This window comes from Chryseobacterium sp. ON_d1 (assembly GCF_006829085.1).
Lineage (GTDB): Bacteria > Bacteroidota > Bacteroidia > Flavobacteriales > Weeksellaceae > Chryseobacterium.
The window spans coordinates 154,609-170,200 of record NZ_BJTC01000011.1 but is presented as its reverse complement, the minus strand read 5'-3'; the positions used below and the strand labels follow the sequence as shown (position 1 = coordinate 170,200).

The 15,592-nt window shown below is 36.4% G+C and carries 28 protein-coding genes; 1 reads left to right on the top strand and 27 read right to left on the bottom strand.

Translation table 11 applies throughout. From position 1 onward, the window contains the following. Nucleotides 1-633, bottom strand: a complete 633-nt coding sequence (locus tag CRS_RS17920) for a response regulator transcription factor (RefSeq protein WP_142725342.1) — start codon at nt 631-633, stop codon at nt 1-3. Nucleotides 634-849: 216 nt separating this feature from the next. Beyond that, nucleotides 850-2,703, bottom strand: a complete 1,854-nt coding sequence (locus tag CRS_RS17915) for a beta-galactosidase family protein (RefSeq protein WP_142725341.1) — start codon at nt 2,701-2,703, stop codon at nt 850-852. Between the two features lie 66 nt (nt 2,704-2,769). Here CRS_RS17915 and CRS_RS17910 point away from each other — a divergent pair, with 66 nt between their 5' ends. After that, complete coding sequence (locus tag CRS_RS17910) at nt 2,770-3,204, top strand: hypothetical protein (protein WP_002983275.1); 435 nt, start codon at nt 2,770-2,772, stop codon at nt 3,202-3,204. 140 nt (nt 3,205-3,344) lie between these two features. On the opposite strand, the gene rplQ is transcribed toward CRS_RS17910, so the two are convergent. From rplQ to rplB, 25 genes are all read right to left on the bottom strand, one after another. Continuing rightward, a complete protein-coding gene (gene rplQ, locus CRS_RS17905) occupies nt 3,345-3,866 on the bottom strand; it encodes a 50S ribosomal protein L17 (RefSeq protein WP_027371704.1) in 522 nt (173 codons plus the stop codon). 6 nt (nt 3,867-3,872) lie between these two features. Then, nucleotides 3,873-4,868: a DNA-directed RNA polymerase subunit alpha gene (locus CRS_RS17900; protein ID WP_002983269.1), complete on the bottom strand. Its 996-nt coding sequence runs from the start codon at nt 4,866-4,868 to the stop codon at nt 3,873-3,875. Between the two features lie 33 nt (nt 4,869-4,901). Then, nucleotides 4,902-5,510 (bottom strand): 30S ribosomal protein S4, encoded by a 609-nt coding sequence (gene rpsD / locus CRS_RS17895; protein WP_002983266.1) that lies wholly within the window; start codon nt 5,508-5,510, stop codon nt 4,902-4,904. A gap of 19 nt (nt 5,511-5,529) precedes the next feature. Beyond that, nucleotides 5,530-5,919, bottom strand: coding sequence for a 30S ribosomal protein S11 (rpsK, locus tag CRS_RS17890; RefSeq protein ID WP_002983263.1), 390 nt, complete (start codon nt 5,917-5,919; stop codon nt 5,530-5,532). Nucleotides 5,920-5,931: 12 nt separating this feature from the next. Then, the gene (gene rpsM / locus CRS_RS17885; RefSeq protein WP_002983260.1) at nt 5,932-6,309 is read right to left on the bottom strand and encodes a 30S ribosomal protein S13; all 378 of its coding nucleotides are present in this window, start codon (nt 6,307-6,309) and stop codon (nt 5,932-5,934) included. 9 nt (nt 6,310-6,318) lie between these two features. Further along, nucleotides 6,319-6,435, bottom strand: coding sequence for a 50S ribosomal protein L36 (rpmJ, locus tag CRS_RS17880; RefSeq protein ID WP_007839480.1), 117 nt, complete (start codon nt 6,433-6,435; stop codon nt 6,319-6,321). 61 nt (nt 6,436-6,496) lie between these two features. Next, complete coding sequence (infA, locus tag CRS_RS17875; protein WP_002983257.1) at nt 6,497-6,712, bottom strand: translation initiation factor IF-1; 216 nt, start codon at nt 6,710-6,712, stop codon at nt 6,497-6,499. A gap of 3 nt (nt 6,713-6,715) precedes the next feature. Continuing rightward, nucleotides 6,716-8,095, bottom strand: a complete 1,380-nt coding sequence (secY, locus tag CRS_RS17870) for a preprotein translocase subunit SecY (RefSeq protein WP_002983253.1) — start codon at nt 8,093-8,095, stop codon at nt 6,716-6,718. A 9-nt stretch (nt 8,096-8,104) separates the two neighbouring features. Further along, on the bottom strand, nt 8,105-8,554 hold the full coding sequence (rplO, locus tag CRS_RS17865; RefSeq protein ID WP_142725340.1) for a 50S ribosomal protein L15: 450 nt from the start codon (nt 8,552-8,554) through the stop codon (nt 8,105-8,107). A 21-nt stretch (nt 8,555-8,575) separates the two neighbouring features. Continuing rightward, the gene (rpmD, locus tag CRS_RS17860) at nt 8,576-8,752 is read right to left on the bottom strand and encodes a 50S ribosomal protein L30 (RefSeq protein WP_002983247.1); all 177 of its coding nucleotides are present in this window, start codon (nt 8,750-8,752) and stop codon (nt 8,576-8,578) included. Between the two features lie 11 nt (nt 8,753-8,763). Beyond that, nucleotides 8,764-9,285, bottom strand: coding sequence for a 30S ribosomal protein S5 (gene rpsE / locus CRS_RS17855; RefSeq protein ID WP_002983245.1), 522 nt, complete (start codon nt 9,283-9,285; stop codon nt 8,764-8,766). Nucleotides 9,286-9,304: 19 nt separating this feature from the next. Beyond that, the gene (rplR, locus tag CRS_RS17850) at nt 9,305-9,658 is read right to left on the bottom strand and encodes a 50S ribosomal protein L18 (protein ID WP_034694689.1); all 354 of its coding nucleotides are present in this window, start codon (nt 9,656-9,658) and stop codon (nt 9,305-9,307) included. Nucleotides 9,659-9,673: 15 nt separating this feature from the next. Beyond that, nucleotides 9,674-10,219, bottom strand: a complete 546-nt coding sequence (gene rplF / locus CRS_RS17845) for a 50S ribosomal protein L6 (RefSeq protein ID WP_002983238.1) — start codon at nt 10,217-10,219, stop codon at nt 9,674-9,676. A 17-nt stretch (nt 10,220-10,236) separates the two neighbouring features. After that, nucleotides 10,237-10,635, bottom strand: coding sequence for a 30S ribosomal protein S8 (gene rpsH, locus CRS_RS17840; protein ID WP_002983236.1), 399 nt, complete (start codon nt 10,633-10,635; stop codon nt 10,237-10,239). A 146-nt stretch (nt 10,636-10,781) separates the two neighbouring features. Then, nucleotides 10,782-11,051: a 30S ribosomal protein S14 gene (gene rpsN, locus CRS_RS17835; RefSeq protein WP_002983233.1), complete on the bottom strand. Its 270-nt coding sequence runs from the start codon at nt 11,049-11,051 to the stop codon at nt 10,782-10,784. Nucleotides 11,052-11,054: 3 nt separating this feature from the next. Next, nucleotides 11,055-11,606, bottom strand: a complete 552-nt coding sequence (gene rplE, locus CRS_RS17830; protein WP_065400324.1) for a 50S ribosomal protein L5 — start codon at nt 11,604-11,606, stop codon at nt 11,055-11,057. 13 nt (nt 11,607-11,619) lie between these two features. Then, nucleotides 11,620-11,946 carry a 50S ribosomal protein L24 gene (rplX, locus tag CRS_RS17825; RefSeq protein WP_002983229.1) on the bottom strand — a complete coding sequence of 109 codons (327 nt, stop codon included), beginning with the start codon at nt 11,944-11,946 and terminating at the stop codon, nt 11,620-11,622. Between the two features lie 21 nt (nt 11,947-11,967). Further along, entirely contained in the window at nt 11,968-12,336 is a 369-nt protein-coding gene (gene rplN, locus CRS_RS17820; protein ID WP_002983226.1) for a 50S ribosomal protein L14, read from the bottom strand. Nucleotides 12,337-12,338: 2 nt separating this feature from the next. Next, on the bottom strand, nt 12,339-12,593 hold the full coding sequence (rpsQ, locus tag CRS_RS17815; RefSeq protein WP_027381310.1) for a 30S ribosomal protein S17: 255 nt from the start codon (nt 12,591-12,593) through the stop codon (nt 12,339-12,341). 12 nt (nt 12,594-12,605) lie between these two features. Continuing rightward, the gene (gene rpmC / locus CRS_RS17810) at nt 12,606-12,791 is read right to left on the bottom strand and encodes a 50S ribosomal protein L29 (RefSeq protein WP_002983223.1); all 186 of its coding nucleotides are present in this window, start codon (nt 12,789-12,791) and stop codon (nt 12,606-12,608) included. 12 nt (nt 12,792-12,803) lie between these two features. Continuing rightward, complete coding sequence (gene rplP, locus CRS_RS17805) at nt 12,804-13,229, bottom strand: 50S ribosomal protein L16 (protein WP_002983219.1); 426 nt, start codon at nt 13,227-13,229, stop codon at nt 12,804-12,806. A 97-nt stretch (nt 13,230-13,326) separates the two neighbouring features. Continuing rightward, nucleotides 13,327-14,076, bottom strand: coding sequence for a 30S ribosomal protein S3 (gene rpsC, locus CRS_RS17800; RefSeq protein ID WP_002983216.1), 750 nt, complete (start codon nt 14,074-14,076; stop codon nt 13,327-13,329). A 7-nt stretch (nt 14,077-14,083) separates the two neighbouring features. Continuing rightward, on the bottom strand, nt 14,084-14,482 hold the full coding sequence (gene rplV / locus CRS_RS17795) for a 50S ribosomal protein L22 (protein WP_002983214.1): 399 nt from the start codon (nt 14,480-14,482) through the stop codon (nt 14,084-14,086). A gap of 2 nt (nt 14,483-14,484) precedes the next feature. After that, complete coding sequence (gene rpsS, locus CRS_RS17790; RefSeq protein ID WP_002983209.1) at nt 14,485-14,763, bottom strand: 30S ribosomal protein S19; 279 nt, start codon at nt 14,761-14,763, stop codon at nt 14,485-14,487. Between the two features lie 2 nt (nt 14,764-14,765). Beyond that, nucleotides 14,766-15,587: a 50S ribosomal protein L2 gene (gene rplB, locus CRS_RS17785; RefSeq protein WP_002983208.1), complete on the bottom strand. Its 822-nt coding sequence runs from the start codon at nt 15,585-15,587 to the stop codon at nt 14,766-14,768. Nucleotides 15,588-15,592 lie beyond the last annotated feature (5 nt).

Sequence of the window (15,592 nt, the reverse complement as noted above, 5' to 3'; positions counted from 1 at the left end):
TTAGTTTTTTGATTGGTTAAATTTATTAATAGCCTCCACCTTATTGTTTACGTGAAGTTTTCTGTAGATATTCCCGACATGTTTTTTGACGGTATCGATGCTGATGAATTTTTTGTCTGCAATTTCTTTGTATAGGAGTCCCTGTGATAGAAGTTCAAGGACCTCTTTTTCCCTTTCGGTCAGTTCATCAAAGCCTTTGATTTCCGGAAGTTTTTTTTCGAAATGCTGAAGTACTCTTCGGGCAATGGAAAAACTCATAGGAGCCCCTCCGTTATACACATCACGGATTGATGACAGAATTTTATCCATACTTTCCCCTTTAACAAGATAACCCATAGCTCCGGCTTTCAGGGAATTAAAGACCTTTTCATCATCATCAAAGCTGGTACACATGATAAATTGGGTTTGGGGCATATCATTTCGCAGTTTTTCTATGATTTCGATACCCAGCATATCCTGGAGCTGGATATCCATCATCACTACGTCCGGAGAAATATCTGGCAGATTTTTCATAGCATCATTGCCATCAAAAAACTGAGCGATCACCTTCATATCTTTCTGATAATTGATGATCTTCTTCAACGCATTGTTGTAGTTTTTCTCATCTTCTACTATGGCTATGGAAATGCTCATGTCAATGTTTGTTTGAAACAAATTTCAACAGAAAACGAATTGAAATCAATTACACCTTTGTGTAATATCCTGGTTTGAGTCTGAAGTTATGGTTCTGTTTTTAGTTTTTATTAAAATTAATTAATTTTTCATTCAAAACCAATATAAAAATAAATATTTCACAATAAATTAAAACAAACAATAAATAAGAAGTAATAAAATTTCTAAAATTAACAATTATTTCACGATCTGATCAAGAATAGGATGATCAATACCGCTCACGGTATGATGAAAATCAATCTGTTCAAAAATCTGAATCAGGTTTCTTCCCTTTTTCAACCATACTCCGGGAATATAAAGGGTCTGTTGAGGACCTACTGTGCTCCAGTACCTCCCTGCATTTTTCCCGTTGATAAAAACGATTCCTTTTCCAAAGCTTCTCATATCAAGAAAAGTATCTCCTGTTTCATCAAGTGTAAATTCAGCTTCCTGAATTACGGGTGAATGAGCTGCAATAGGTTTATTTTTAAAAGTATGTTGAGGAAAGGTATCAAAAGGCAATGGAAGCATTTCCCAATTTCCATAAATTTCATTACCATTGATCTCAACCGGACTGATAATCCCTTTTAAATTATGAACGATCTCTGCCCCATAATTGATCCTGCCCATATTTTCAACCAGAATTTCTAACCGGTCACCGGACTTGATTTCGACGTCAAGATCATATTTTTTGTTGACCCTGTTCAGCTCTCCTTTCCATGCTCCATTAATATAAACGTTGGCATAATCCCTTAATCCTTTAATTTCCAATTTCCCCTTCTGTTCTTTTTCAAATTTCCTTCTGTACAGAATATATCCGCTTCCCTGATTAAGATCTTCGAACGTAAGTGGCTTAGCATTCTTAACAGGTTTCATACGATCGGTAAGATCAAAAAGGCAGCTTACTTTTGAAAATTTAATGGATGGAATAGTGATCACTTGTATCGGCTTTGGAATATCCGGAAGCTTGTTCTGTTGTATTTTTTGAAAACTTTCTCTCAGTGCGTTATATTTTGGAGTAGCCCATCCCGCTTCACTGATTGGGGCATCATAGTCATAGCTGGTAATATCCGGCTGTATGTCATGGTCCTTATCGTAATTGGCACCACTGGTAAACCCAAAGTTGGTCCCTCCGTGAATCATATAGTAGTTAAAAGAAATCCCATTTTTTATATACAACTCGGTCTGCCTTACGACTTCTTCTGTAGAAACTTTAACAAAAGGCTCTGCCCAGTGATCAAGCCATCCCGGGTAGTATTCTGCAACCATGTAGGGACCTTTGCCTCCATTATATTCATTGATACTTTTCTTTAAAACATCAATATCACTCTCTCCGTTTGCCGTTGGCAAAGCACCTTCAACAGAACCTCCTTTAAAAAGTGAACTTCCATCTGAAGTAAATAACGGCACCGAAATTCCACTTTTCAACAGCATTTCTTTAATTTTATGGCTGTATTTCCTGTGCTCTTCGAGTGAAATATCTTTCCTCTGGGCCACATAGGATCCAAATTCATTTTCAGCCTGTACCATAATCACCGGACCGCCATTATTGATCTGCAAGGGTACAATCTGTTTTGCGAGTTCACTGATATATTTTCTGCATTCTTCTAAGAAAGCTTTATTATCCCTTCTTATTTCAAGATCCTTATTTTTTTGCAGCCACCATGGGTAACCTCCAAATTCCCACTCTGCACACACATAAGGGCCAGGACGGATGATAACATATAAACCAACTTCCTGTGCAGTTTGTATAAACTTCTTCAGATCTTTCTCTCCCGAAAAATTCCACTTTCCGGGAGCTTCTTCATGGTAATTCCAGAAAACATAAGTAGTAACCGTATTTAAACCCATTGCTTTCATCATTTCCAAACGATGCTTCCAGTATGCTGACGGAACCCTCGGATAATGCATCTCTCCGGAATATATGGTAAACGGTTTTCCGTTTAAGAAGAAATGTCCCTCTCTGATTTCAAATTTCCCTTTTTGAGAAAACACAGTATTCAAAGAGAAAAATAAAAGAATGATGCTAAAATAACGGCTAAAATTTCTCATATTGTAAGGCATGATTTTTGTAAAATTTAAAATATAAAAATCAATTGAATATCAAATAATATAATCATGAAAAAAAGTCTTTTAGCACTGGGTGCTGTATTGGCACTGACAGTAGTCAGCTGCAAAAAAAGTGAAAGCGGAAACAAGAGTGTTATCAAAACAGACAGCTCAGAAACTGTAGTTACTGATAATAACGGAAAGATAGATTCGGTAACACAAAGTTCTTCTACTGTAGACATCAACGGACAGAAAACAGAGAAAACAGATTTTGTTTATAAAGCTACTGACGGAACACTGGTGAAAGTAGTATTTAAAAACGATCCGAAAGAAAGTACGGTAGCCATTACCAGCAACAAAAAAACATTCACTTTGCCTAAATCGGAAACCAAAGGTGATGAAACTATTTACAAGAAAGATGATATGACTGCAAGGGTAAAAGGAGACAGCCTTCACCTTGAACAAGGAAACAATATTATTGAGCTGAAAAGAACTAAAATCTAAAATAAAATGCCCCTCCAATGTTGAGGGGCGTTTACTTTATAACCATAAACTTTTCGATGAATTTTCATCAAATCCGAATAAGCAAAAACAAAAAAAACCATCCGTGTTTCGGATGGTTTTAATATATATCTGAATGAATATTATTCTTCAGTTTTTTCTTCAGTAGTATCAGCTTTAGCTTCTTCTACTTTCTCTTCTACTGCAGGAGCTTCAGCAACTACAGCTTCAGCTTTTTTAGGTGCAGCAGTTGATCTTCTGCTTCTTCTTGTAGCTTTTTTCTCTTCAGCATTAGGGTTGTAAAGCTCGTTGAAATCTACCAATTCGATAAGGGCAGTATCAGCAGCATCACCTGGTCTGAATCCTGTCTTGATGATTCTTGTATAACCACCGTTTCTTTCAGCGATTTTAGGAGCTACAGTTCTGAATAATTCAGCAACCGCAAATTTATTTTGAAGGTAAGAGAATACTACTCTTCTGTTGTGTGTAGTATCTTCTTTTGCTTTTGTTAATAGAGGCTCAACATATACTCTTAAAGCTTTAGCTTTAGCTACAGTAGTGTTGATTCTTTTATGCTCAATTAGAGAACAAGCCATATTAGAAAGTAAAGCACTTCTGTGAGAAGCTGTTCTTCCTAAGTGATTGAATTTTTTACCGTGTCTCATTATTAATTATTTATCAGCGTCTAACTTATATTTTGCAACGTCGAAACCGAAGTTAAGACCTTTTGAATGCACTAATTCTTCTAGTTCTGTCAAAGATTTTTTACCAAAATTTCTGAATTTCATCAAATCAGACTTACTGTAAGAAACCAATTCTCCAAGAGTTTCTACTTCAGCCGCTTTCAGACAGTTAAGGGCTCTTACGGAAAGATCCATATCTGCTAATTTAGACTTAAGAAGTTGTCTTGTGTGAAGAGTTTCTTCATCATATTGAATAGATGCTTTTACAGCTTCAGTTTCAAGTGTGATTCTCTCATCAGAGAACAACATGAAGTGATAAATTAATATCTTAGAAGCTTCAGTTAAAGCATTCTGAGGGCTGATAGACCCGTCAGTTTCTATATCTAATACAAGTTTTTCGTAGTCTGTTTTTTGCTCTACACGATAATTTTCAATGCTGTATTGTACTTTCTTGATTGGCGTGAAAATAGAGTCAATAGCAATAGTACCTACAGGTGCATTGTTTGACTTATTTTGTTCTGAAGGAACATATCCTCTACCTTTTTCAATATTGAAAGTAATCTCGAAAGTTACATCAGTGTTTAGGTTGCAGATCACCAGATCCGGGTTCAGAACCTCAAATCCGTTGATAGACTTTCCTAAATCACCAGCAGTAATAACCGTTTGACCTGAAACTTTAGCAACAACCTGCTCGTTAGCCTGGCCTTCTGCTGCAGCTTTTAATCTTACCTGCTTAAGGTTAAGAATAATTTCGGTAACGTCTTCGATTACTCCTGGAATAGTTGAAAATTCGTGCTCTACACCTTCTATTTTGATAGATGAAATAGCGTATCCTTCCAGAGAAGAAAGCAACACTCTTCTCAAAGCATTACCGATTGTAAGCCCGAAACCTGGTTCTAAAGGTCTGAATTCAAATTGACCTTTAAATTCATCAGAGTTAAGTAAAATTACTTTATCGGGTTTTATGAATTGTAAAATTGCCATATTATTGGGTTGAGCAAAAATTTGATTAAAAAATTATTTAGAGTAAAGTTCGACGATAAGGTTTTCCTTAATGTCCTCCGGAATCTGGATTCTTTCAGGAGCAGAAACGAAAGTTCCTTCTTTCTTCTCATCGTTGAATTGTAACCACTCATAGTTTGACTTAGAAGCCAATGCATTGGTAACAACTTCAAGAGACTTAGACTTTTCTCTTACAGCGATTACATCACCAGCTTTTACCAAGTAAGAAGGGATATTAAGAATTTCTCCGTTCACAGTGATGTGTCTGTGAGAAACCAATTGTCTTGCAGCAGATCTTGTTTTAGCAAAACCGAATCTGTATACTACGTTATCCAATCTTGATTCACAAAGTTGTAATAGAACTTCCCCTGTTACACCTTTACTTCTGTGTGCTTTGTCAAATAAATTAGCAAACTGTCTTTCTAAAATACCGTAAGTATATTTAGCTTTTTGTTTTTCAGCTAACTGAACTGCATATTCTGATTTTTTAGCACCTCTTCTTTTGTTAGGACCGTGTTGTCCTGGCGGTTGGTTCTTTCTTTTTTCGAAGTTCTTATCATCTCCGTAGATTGCAGCACCAAACTTTCTAGCAATCTTAGTTTTAGGTCCAATATATCTTGCCATAATGGGTAAATTCTAAAAATTAAACTCTTCTTCTTTTTGGTGGTCTACATCCATTGTGTGGCATTGGAGTCACATCAATGATTTCGCTAACTTCAATTCCTGAATTGTGGATAGATCTGATTGCAGATTCTCTACCTGCACCAGGTCCTTTCACAAACACCTTTACTCTTCTTAATCCAGCTTCGTGAGCTACAGCAGAGCAATTTTCAGCTGCCATCTGAGCAGCGAAAGGAGTATTCTTTTTAGAACCTCTGAATCCCATTTTACCGGCAGATGCCCAAGAAATTACTTCTCCGTTTTTATTTGTTAAAGAAATAATAATATTATTAAAAGACGCCTGGATGTGAGCTTCACCAATTGCCTCTACTTTTACTTTTCTTTTTTTAACTACTTTAGTTTGTTTTGCCATAATTCCTAACGATTATTTACTAGCTTTTTTCTTGTTAGCAACAGTTTTTCTCTTCCCTTTACGTGTTCTAGAGTTGTTTTTCGTTCTCTGGCCTCTTAAAGGTAATCCAAGTCTGTGACGTATTCCTCGTTGGCATCCTATGTCCATCAATCTCTTGATGTTCAATTGCACTTCAGATCTCAATTCTCCTTCTACTTTTACGTTTTCAGAGATATATGTTCTGATTGCAGCCAATTCATCGTCATTCCATTCGTTGACTTTCTTGTCTTCGCTGATACCGGCAGCTTTAAGGATTTCAGAAGAAGTACTTCTTCCTACTCCATAGATGTAAGTTAAACCGATAACACCTCTTTTGTTTTTTGGTAAATCAATACCTGCAATTCTCGCCATAATTTAATGTTAACCTTGTCTTTGTTTAAATTTTGGGTTCTTCTTGTTGATTACGAATAGTACACCTTTTCTGCGTACGATTTTGCAATCAGCGCTTCTTTTTTTAATTGATGCTCTTACTTTCATTTTGATAGTATTTATTTTTTACAAATGCCAAATGGAATGGGTATTCCATTTGGCTAATTGTTTAATATCTAAATGTGATCCTCCCTTTTGTTAAATCATAGGGAGACATTTCTAGTTTTACCTTATCTCCAGGTAAAAGTTTAATATAATGCATTCTCATTTTACCGGAGATATGAGCAATAAGGATATGCCCATTTTCCAGCTCTACACGGAACATGGCGTTCGAAAGTGCTTCCACGATCACGCCATCTTGTTCAATATGTTTTTGTTTTGCCATAAATTAATATCCAGTCGTTCTTGATAATTTAGACTGCATTAAGCCATCATAATGATGGTTCAGCAGATATGTATTAATCTGTTGAACTGTATCTAAAATTACACCCACCATAATTAATAATGATGTTCCCCCGAAAAATAGGGCAAACGCATCTGTCTGAACAAAGCTTCCATGCACAATTGCCGGAAGGACTGCAAAGATAGATAAAAAAATTGCACCTGGCAAGGTAATTTTTGATAAAATATCATCTAAATAATCAGCGGTCTCTTTACCTGGTCTTACTTTCGGTACTAAACCTCCATTTCTCTTCAAGTCATCAGCCATCTGGTTTACCGGAATTGTAATCGCAGTATAGAAAAATGAGAAGATAATAATTAATAGCGCAAACAATACGTTGTACTGCCAGCTAAAAACATTCTTGAAACCTGCAAGAAAAGTATTAGACTCATCGAATTTTGTTAATAATCCTGGTACGAACATCAATGCCTGGGCAAAGATAATCGGCATTACACCAGCAGCATTTACTTTCAATGGAATCCATTGTCTTGCTCCCTGCATAAGATTTCTGTTTACACCTCCTCTTGCTTGAGCTCTGCTTACATACTGAATCGGAATTTTTCTAACAGCTACTGATAAGATTACTGCTAAAAGAACTACCAACATCCAGAATAATACTTCAATAAGGATCATAATAGATCCCATTCCTCCTTTACCGTTCTGCACGGCCATCTCCTGAACGAATGCTTCAGGTAATCTTGAAAGGATCCCCACCATAATAAGGATAGAGATACCGTTTCCGATACCTTTGTCAGTGATTTTTTCACCTAACCACATTGCGAATACTGAACCGGCAACCAGGATAACGATACTTGGCAACCAGAACATGATAGAATTTGGCTCTACATAGTATGCAGACTGGAACTGAGCATACGGTAAGAATAATTGAGTAATAGAAGTTAAGTAAGAAGGTGCCTGTACCAGACAAACTCCAATCGTTAACCATCTTGTAATTTGGTTCAATGTATTTCTACCTGACTCTCCATCTTTCTGAAGCTTCTGAAGATAAGGAATAGCCATCCCCATCAACTGAACAATAATAGAAGCAGAAATATAAGGCATGATTCCTAACGCCATTACGGAAGCGTGGCTGAAAGCTCCCCCCGTAAACGACGAAAGCAAGCCAAGGAGACCTGCTCCTTGCTTGTTACCGCCTTGATTTTTATAATGCTCTAAGAGATCTCCCACCTCTGCAAGGTTAATTGCCGGAAGTGAGATATAAGATGCGAATCTATACACAAGGATAATACCTAAAGTAAAGAGAATTTTATCTCTAAGTTCTTTAAGACTCCAAATATTTTTAAGTGTTTGTATAAATTCTTTCATTAGTAAGTATTATAAGGTAATTGCTTTTCCACCTGCCTTAGCAATAAGCTCTTCAGCAGATTTAGTGAATTTGTCAGCAGAGATTGAAACCGCAGATTTCAATTCTCCTCTACCCATAATTTTCACTAATTCGTTTTTAGAAACTAAACCGTTTGCTACTAAAACTTCTTTCGTGATATCTCCTGTGATGGATTTGTTCTCGATTAAAGTTTGGATTGTATCAAGGTTTACTCCTCTAAACTCTTTTCTGTTTACGTTTTTGAATCCGAATTTAGGTAATCTTCTTTGTAAAGGCATTTGTCCACCTTCGAAACCGATTTTCTGAGAATAACCAGCTCTAGACTTCTGACCTTTGTGTCCTTTTGTTGAAGTACCTCCTTTTCCACTACCTTGACCTCTACCAATTCTCTTTGAGTTGAAAGTAGATCCTGCAGCAGGTTTTATGTTATTTAAATTCATTTTAATTTCTCTTTTATAAAATTATTTTTGAACTTCAAGTAAGTGGTTTACTGCAGCGATCATTCCTAAGATAGAAGGAGTAGCTTCGTGTTCTACAACTTGGTGAAGTTTTTTTAATCCTAATGCTTCAAGCGTTCTCTTTTGGGTTTTTGTTCTACCAATAGCGCTTCTTACTTGCTTTACTTTAATTGTTGCCATTGTTTTAATTATTAACCGTTAAACACTTTACTTAGAGAAATTCCTCTCATTCTAGCGATCTCTTCAGGTCTTCTGATGTCTAATAACGCTTTGAAAGTAGCTTTCACCACGTTGTGAGGGTTAGAAGATCCTTTAGATTTTGAAAGGATATCGTGAATACCAGCAGATTCCAATACCGCTCTTACCGCACCTCCGGCGATCAATCCTGTACCGTGAGAAGCAGGTCTTAGGAAGATATCTGCACCACCGTATCTAGCAGTAGTTTGGTGAGGAATAGTGTGGTTCATTACAGGAACTTTCACAAGGTTTTTCTTAGCGTCTTCAACTGCTTTAGCAATTGCAGAAGCAACCTCTTTAGATTTTCCTAAACCGAAACCGATAACACCTTCTTCGTTTCCTACTACAACGATAGCAGAAAATCCGAAAGCTCTACCCCCTTTTGTTACTTTTGTTACTCTGTTAACAGCTACGAGACGATCTTTCAATTCTAATCCTCCCGGTTTTACTCTTTCTATATTATCTAGTCCTAACATATTTTCCGAAATTTAATGATTAGAATTTAAGTCCACCTTCTCTTGCACCATCAGCCAGAGCTTTTACTCTACCGTGGTATACGAATCCGTTTCTGTCAAATACAATACTTTCGATTCCTGCAGCGATAGCTTTAGCAGCGATAGCTTTACCAACAGCAGCAGAAACTTCAGTCTTAGTACCTTTAGCGTCTACACCTTTCTCTCTTGAAGAAGCAGATGCTAAAGTTTTACCATTTTTATCGTCGATTAACTGAGCGTAAATTTCCTTATTACTTTTATATACAGATAATCTTGGCAATTCAGAAGATCCAGAGATTTTCCCTCTTACTCTTCTTTTGATTCTTATTCTTTTTTCTAATTTACTTAATGCCATAATACTTATAATTTATTAAGCAGATTTACCAGCTTTACGTCTAACATTTTCACCAACGAATCTTACACCTTTTCCTTTGTATGGCTCAGGCTTTCTGAAAGAACGGATCTTTGCAGTAACCATTCCTAGAAGTTGCTTGTCATGAGACGTTAAAGTAATAATTGGGTTTTTACCTTTTTCAGTCAATGTATCAACTTTTACTTCATTTGGAAGTTCTAATACGATACCGTGAGAGAATCCTAAAGCTAATTCAAGTTTTTGACCTGAGTGAGAAGCTCTGTATCCTACCCCTACTAGTTCTAGTTTCTTTTCGAAACCTTCTGATACACCAACGATCATGTTAGCGATCAACGCTCTGTATAAACCGTGAAGCGCTTTGTGTTGTTTAGAATCAGATGGTCTGTTTACGTTAAGTTCACCATCTTTTTGTTCTAAAGTAATTCCTGCTGTAAGCTCCTGAGAAAGTTCTCCTTTAGCTCCTTTTACAGTTACTACACCATTGTTTTCAGTGATTGTAACTCCTGCTGGAATTGTTATAATTGCTTTACCAATTCTTGACATTTTCCTGTGATTAAAAATTAATAAACATAGCAGATTACTTCACCGCCTACTTTCTCTTCTCTAGCTTTCTTGTCAGTCATTACTCCTTTTGAAGTAGAGATGATAGAAATACCCAAACCGTTTAGTACTCTTGGAAGCTCAGCTGAACCTTTGTACTGTCTCAAACCTGGTCTAGAAGCTCTTTGGATAGACTTGATAGCTGGTTTGTTAGTTTGCTTATCGTACTTTAAAGCGATTTTGATCACTCCCTGAACAGCGTTATCTTCAAACTTGTAGTTTAAGATATACCCCTGATCAAATAAGATCTTAGTAATCTCCTTTTTGATTTTCGATGCAGGAATTTCCACCACTTTGTGGCCTGCGCTTTGTGCGTTCCTTACTCTTGTTAGGAAATCTGAAATTGGATCTGTTACCATTTTTCTTTTATAAATTATTGGTTAAAGAACAATCAGTTTTGCAAAGACTTGAAGAGTAAAATATCAGACTTCAGAAATCTTCAGTCTGATATTTTTATCTTTAGTATCTGAACAACTTAATTGTCCCGATTTTTAATTAGTAATTATTACCAACTAGCTTTTCTTACACCTGGGATAAGACCGTTGTTTGCCATTTCTCTGAAAGTTACTCTGGAAATACCGAACGTTCTCATGTATCCTCTTGGTCTACCTGTCAGTTTACATCTGTTGTGTAATCTTACAGGAGAAGCATTTTTAGGCAATTTTTGAAGTCCTTCGTAATCACCAGCTTCTTTAAGAGCTTGTCTTTTAGCAGCGTATTTAGCAACTAGTGCTTCTCTTTTGCGCTCACGCGCTTTCATTGATTCTTTAGCCATTTCTTAGTTCTTTTTAAATGGTAAACCGAAGTGAGTTAATAATGCTTTAGCTTCTTTATCTGTTTTCGCAGTAGTAACGAAAGTGATGTCCATCCCCTGGATTTTTTTCACTTTGTCGATTACGATTTCAGGGAAGATAATCTGCTCAGTAATACCTAAGTTGTAGTTACCTCTACCATCGAAACCATCAGCTTTGATTCCAGAGAAATCTCTGATACGAGGCAAAGCAGAAGAAGTAAGTCTGTCTAAGAATTCATACATCTGGTTTCCTCTTAAAGTAACTTTAGCTCCTACTGGCATCCCTTTTCTCAATTTGAAAGCAGCTTCGTCTTTCTTAGAGATCGTACCAACAGCCTTTTGACCAGTGATATTCGTAAGCTCTTCTACAGCATAATCAATGATTTTCTTGTCTGCAGTAGCATCACCTAAACCTTGTGATACAACGATTTTCTCTAATTTAGGTACCTGCATTACTGACTTATACCCGAATTCTTCCATCATTGCAGGAACAATTGTCTCTTTATATGCTTTTTTGGGTCTTGCTATATATTCCATGTGTTATTTAAAATTATAAAGTTTCACCCGTTTTTTTGTTGATTCTTACTTTCTTATCTCCTTCGATTTTGTAACCTACTTTGATAGCTTTTCCGTCTTTACCAACTAAAGCTACGTTTGAGATATGAATAGAAGCTTCTCTTTCAACGATTCCTCCTTGAGGATTTGAAGCTGAAGGCTTAACGTGCTTTTTGATGATGTTAAGTCCTGCAACAACTACTCTAGGGTCTCTACCTTCTTTCTTGATCACTTCAATAACTTCACCAGTCTTACCTTTGATATCTTTCTTACCAGTAGTAATGATTACGTTATCTCCTCTTTTTATTTTTAACTTTGACATTTCTTTAAAAAATTTTAAAAATTAAAGTACTTCAGGAGCTAATGAAATGATTTTCATATATTCTTTGTCTCTCAACTCACGAGCAACCGGTCCGAAAACACGAGTTCCTCTCATTTCTCCCGCTGCGTTTAGCAATACACAAGCATTGTCGTCGAACTTGATGTATGAACCATCTTTTCTTCTAACTGCTTTTTTAGTTCTTACTACTACAGCTTTAGATACCTGACCTTTTTTAGCGTTTCCTGATGGTGTAGAATCCTTGATAGTAACAACGATTTTATCACCAACTGAAGCATATCTTCTTCTGGTTCCTCCCAGAACTCTGATAACTAGTACTTCTTTCGCACCTGTGTTATCAGCAACTTTTAATCTTGATTCTGTTTGTAACATTATTACTTAGCTTTTTCAATGATTCTTACTAATCTCCATCTCTTGTTCTTGCTCAAAGGTCTAGTTTCCTGGATTAAAACTGTATCTCCCTCGTTGCATTCGTTGTTCTCGTCGTGTGCAGTATATTTTTTCGTTTTTAATACGAATTTACCGTACATCGGGTGCTTCATTCTCATCGTTTCACTAACAACAATGGTCTTTTCCATTTTATTGCTGGAAACCACTCCGATTCTTTCTTTTCTTAAATTTCTATCCATTGTAAAATGAAATTATTGTTTGTTAGTTAACTCAGTGTTTAGTCTTGCGATTGTTTTTCTCAAATCTTTGATTTGAATCGGGTTTTCAATTGGGCTGATTGCATGAGCCAATTTCAATTTAGAATATTGAGCTTTTGCTTCAGTTAATTGAGCTTGAATATCACCCGCGCTTAAATTTTTAATATCAGCTTTTTTCATTGTATTCAAAGATTATAGAGGTTTAACAAAATCGTTAGCAACGATGAATTTAGTAACTACTGGTAATTTCTGTGCTGCAAGTCTAAGAGCTTCTTTCGCTACTTCGTAAGGAACTCCACCAACTTCGAACATAATTTTACCTGGTTTTACTACAGCTACCCAGTATTCAACAGCACCTTTACCTTTACCCATCCTTACTTCAGCTGGTTTTTTAGTAATTGGCTTATCCGGGAAGATTTTGATCCATAGTTGACCTTCTCTCTTCATATATCTTGTCGCAGCGATACGAGCCGCTTCAATTTGTCTTGCAGTGATCCAAGCTCCTTCAGTCGCTTTGATCCCAAAAGTTCCGTAAGCAAGTTGACTACCTCTCTGGGCATTCCCCTTCATCTTCATCTTATGAACTCTACGGAATTTGGTTCTTTTTGGTTGTAACATAATTTCTAAATTTTAGATTTTAGATTTTAGATTTTAGATTTTTTTTAATTTTAAAAAAGTAACGGTAATTTAAAACTCAAAACTCTAATCTAAAATTTTAATTATTATTGTTATTGTTGTTGTTTTTTCTAGGTCTTCTGTTGTCTCTGTCTCCTCCTCTGTTTCCTCTTTCAGACTGACCTCCTTTTTTCTGCTGTCCCACTAGTGGAGAAAGTTCTCTTTTACCGTAAACTTCGCCTTTCATGATCCAAACTTTCACTCCTAATCTACCGTAAGTAGTATGAGCTTCTGCCCAGTGGTAATCGATATCAGCTCTGAAAGTTGACAATGGAATTCTTCCTTCTTTGAAAGATTCTGATCTTGCCATTTCAGCTCCGTTTAATCTACCAGAGATTTGAACTTTGATACCTTCAGCACCCATTCTCATAGTACTTGCCATTGCCATTTTAACAGCTCTTCTGTAAGAAATTCTGTTTTCAATTTGCTTAGAAATACTATCAGCAACCAATACAGCATCTAATTCAGGTCTTTTGATTTCGAAGATGTTGATTTGAATATCCTTACCAGTCAATTTCTTCAACTCTTCTTTTAATTTATCAACTTCCTGACCTCCTTTACCGATGATAAGTCCCGGTCTAGCAGTAGTAATAGTTACTGTAACTAATTTTAAAGTTCTTTCAATATAAATTTTTGAAATACCACCTTTAGATAATCTAGCTTCAAGGTATCTTCTGATTTTGTAGTCTTCAGCGATTCTGTCTCCATAATCGTTTCCACCAAACCAGTTAGAATCCCATCCTCTGATGATACCTAATCTGTTACCAATTGGATTTGTCTTCTGTCCCATACCTTGATTAATTTTCTTTATTACCTAAGATTAATGTAACGTGGTTAGATCTTTTTCTGATTCTATACCCTCTACCTTGTGGAGCTGGTCTTAGTCTCTTCAATTGTCTTGCGCTATCCACGAAGATTTCTTTAACGATAAGGTTTGCTTCTTCAATATCCGCACCTTCGTTTTTCACCTGCCAGTTTGCCATAGCAGAAAGAAGTAATTTTTCTAATTTGTTAGAAGCATCCTTCTTAGAATATTTTAGGATATAAAGAGCTTTATCTACCTGCTCTCCTCTAATGATATCAGCAACTAATCTCATTTTTCTTGGAGAAGACGGGCAATTATTTAATGAAGCTTTTACAACGTCTTTGTTAGCTTCTTTTCTTGCGATTGAACTATCTTGTTTTCTTGATCCCATGATTATCTGCTTCCTTTGTTTTTGTTACCACCATGACCTCTGAAAGATCTTGTTGGAGAAAATTCGCCTAACTTGTGACCAACCATGTTTTCTGTAACGTAAACAGGGATAAAAGATTTCCCGTTGTGTACAGCAATAGTTTGTCCTACGAAGTCCGGAGAGATCATAGATGCTCTAGACCAAGTTTTGATAACTGTCTTCTTACCAGACTCTATATTTGCCTGAACCTTCTTATCTAAAGTATGATGAATGAACGGTCCTTTTTTAAGTGATCTTGCCATAATTATTTTCTTTTAGATACGATGTAACGGTTAGACACTTTGTTTTTCTTTCTAGTTTTGTAACCTTTAGCCGGTTTACCGTTTCTAGATCTTGGGTGACCTCCTGAAGAACGTCCTTCACCACCACCCATTGGGTGATCTACTGGGTTCATTACAACCGCTCTTGTTCTTGGTCTTCTACCTAACCATCTGCTTCTACCAGCCTTACCTGATACGGTTAATTGGTGATCTGAGTTGGAAACAGAACCAATCATTGCCATACATTCAGTAAGGATCATTCTTGATTCTCCTGAAGGTAACTTGATGATTGCATATTTACCATCTCTTGAAGTTAATTGAGCTGAAGAACCAGCACTTCTTGCTAAAATTGCACCTTGTCCAGGCTTCATTTCAACACAAGAGATTACAGTACCCAATGGAATGTTTTTCAATTTCATTGCGTTACCTACGTTTGGTTCAACGCTTTCTCCTGATACTACTTTCTGATCAACTTTGATACCGTTTGGAGCGATGATATATCTCTTCTCTCCGTCTGCGTACTCTAATAAAGCGATAAATGCAGTTCTGTTTGGATCGTATTCTACAGATTTTACAGTTGCTTCAACGTTTGCTTTGTTTCTTTTGAAGTCAATAATTCTGTATTTCTTTTTGTGTCCACCTCCGGTGTAACGCATGGTCATTTTACCTGTGTTGTTACGTCCACCTGACTTTTTAATACCAACTACTAGAGATTTCTCTGGTTTGTTAGTAGTAATTTCCTCAAAATTGTTTACAATTCTGAATCTCTGTCCCGGGGTGATAGGTTTTAATTTTCTAACAGACATTACTA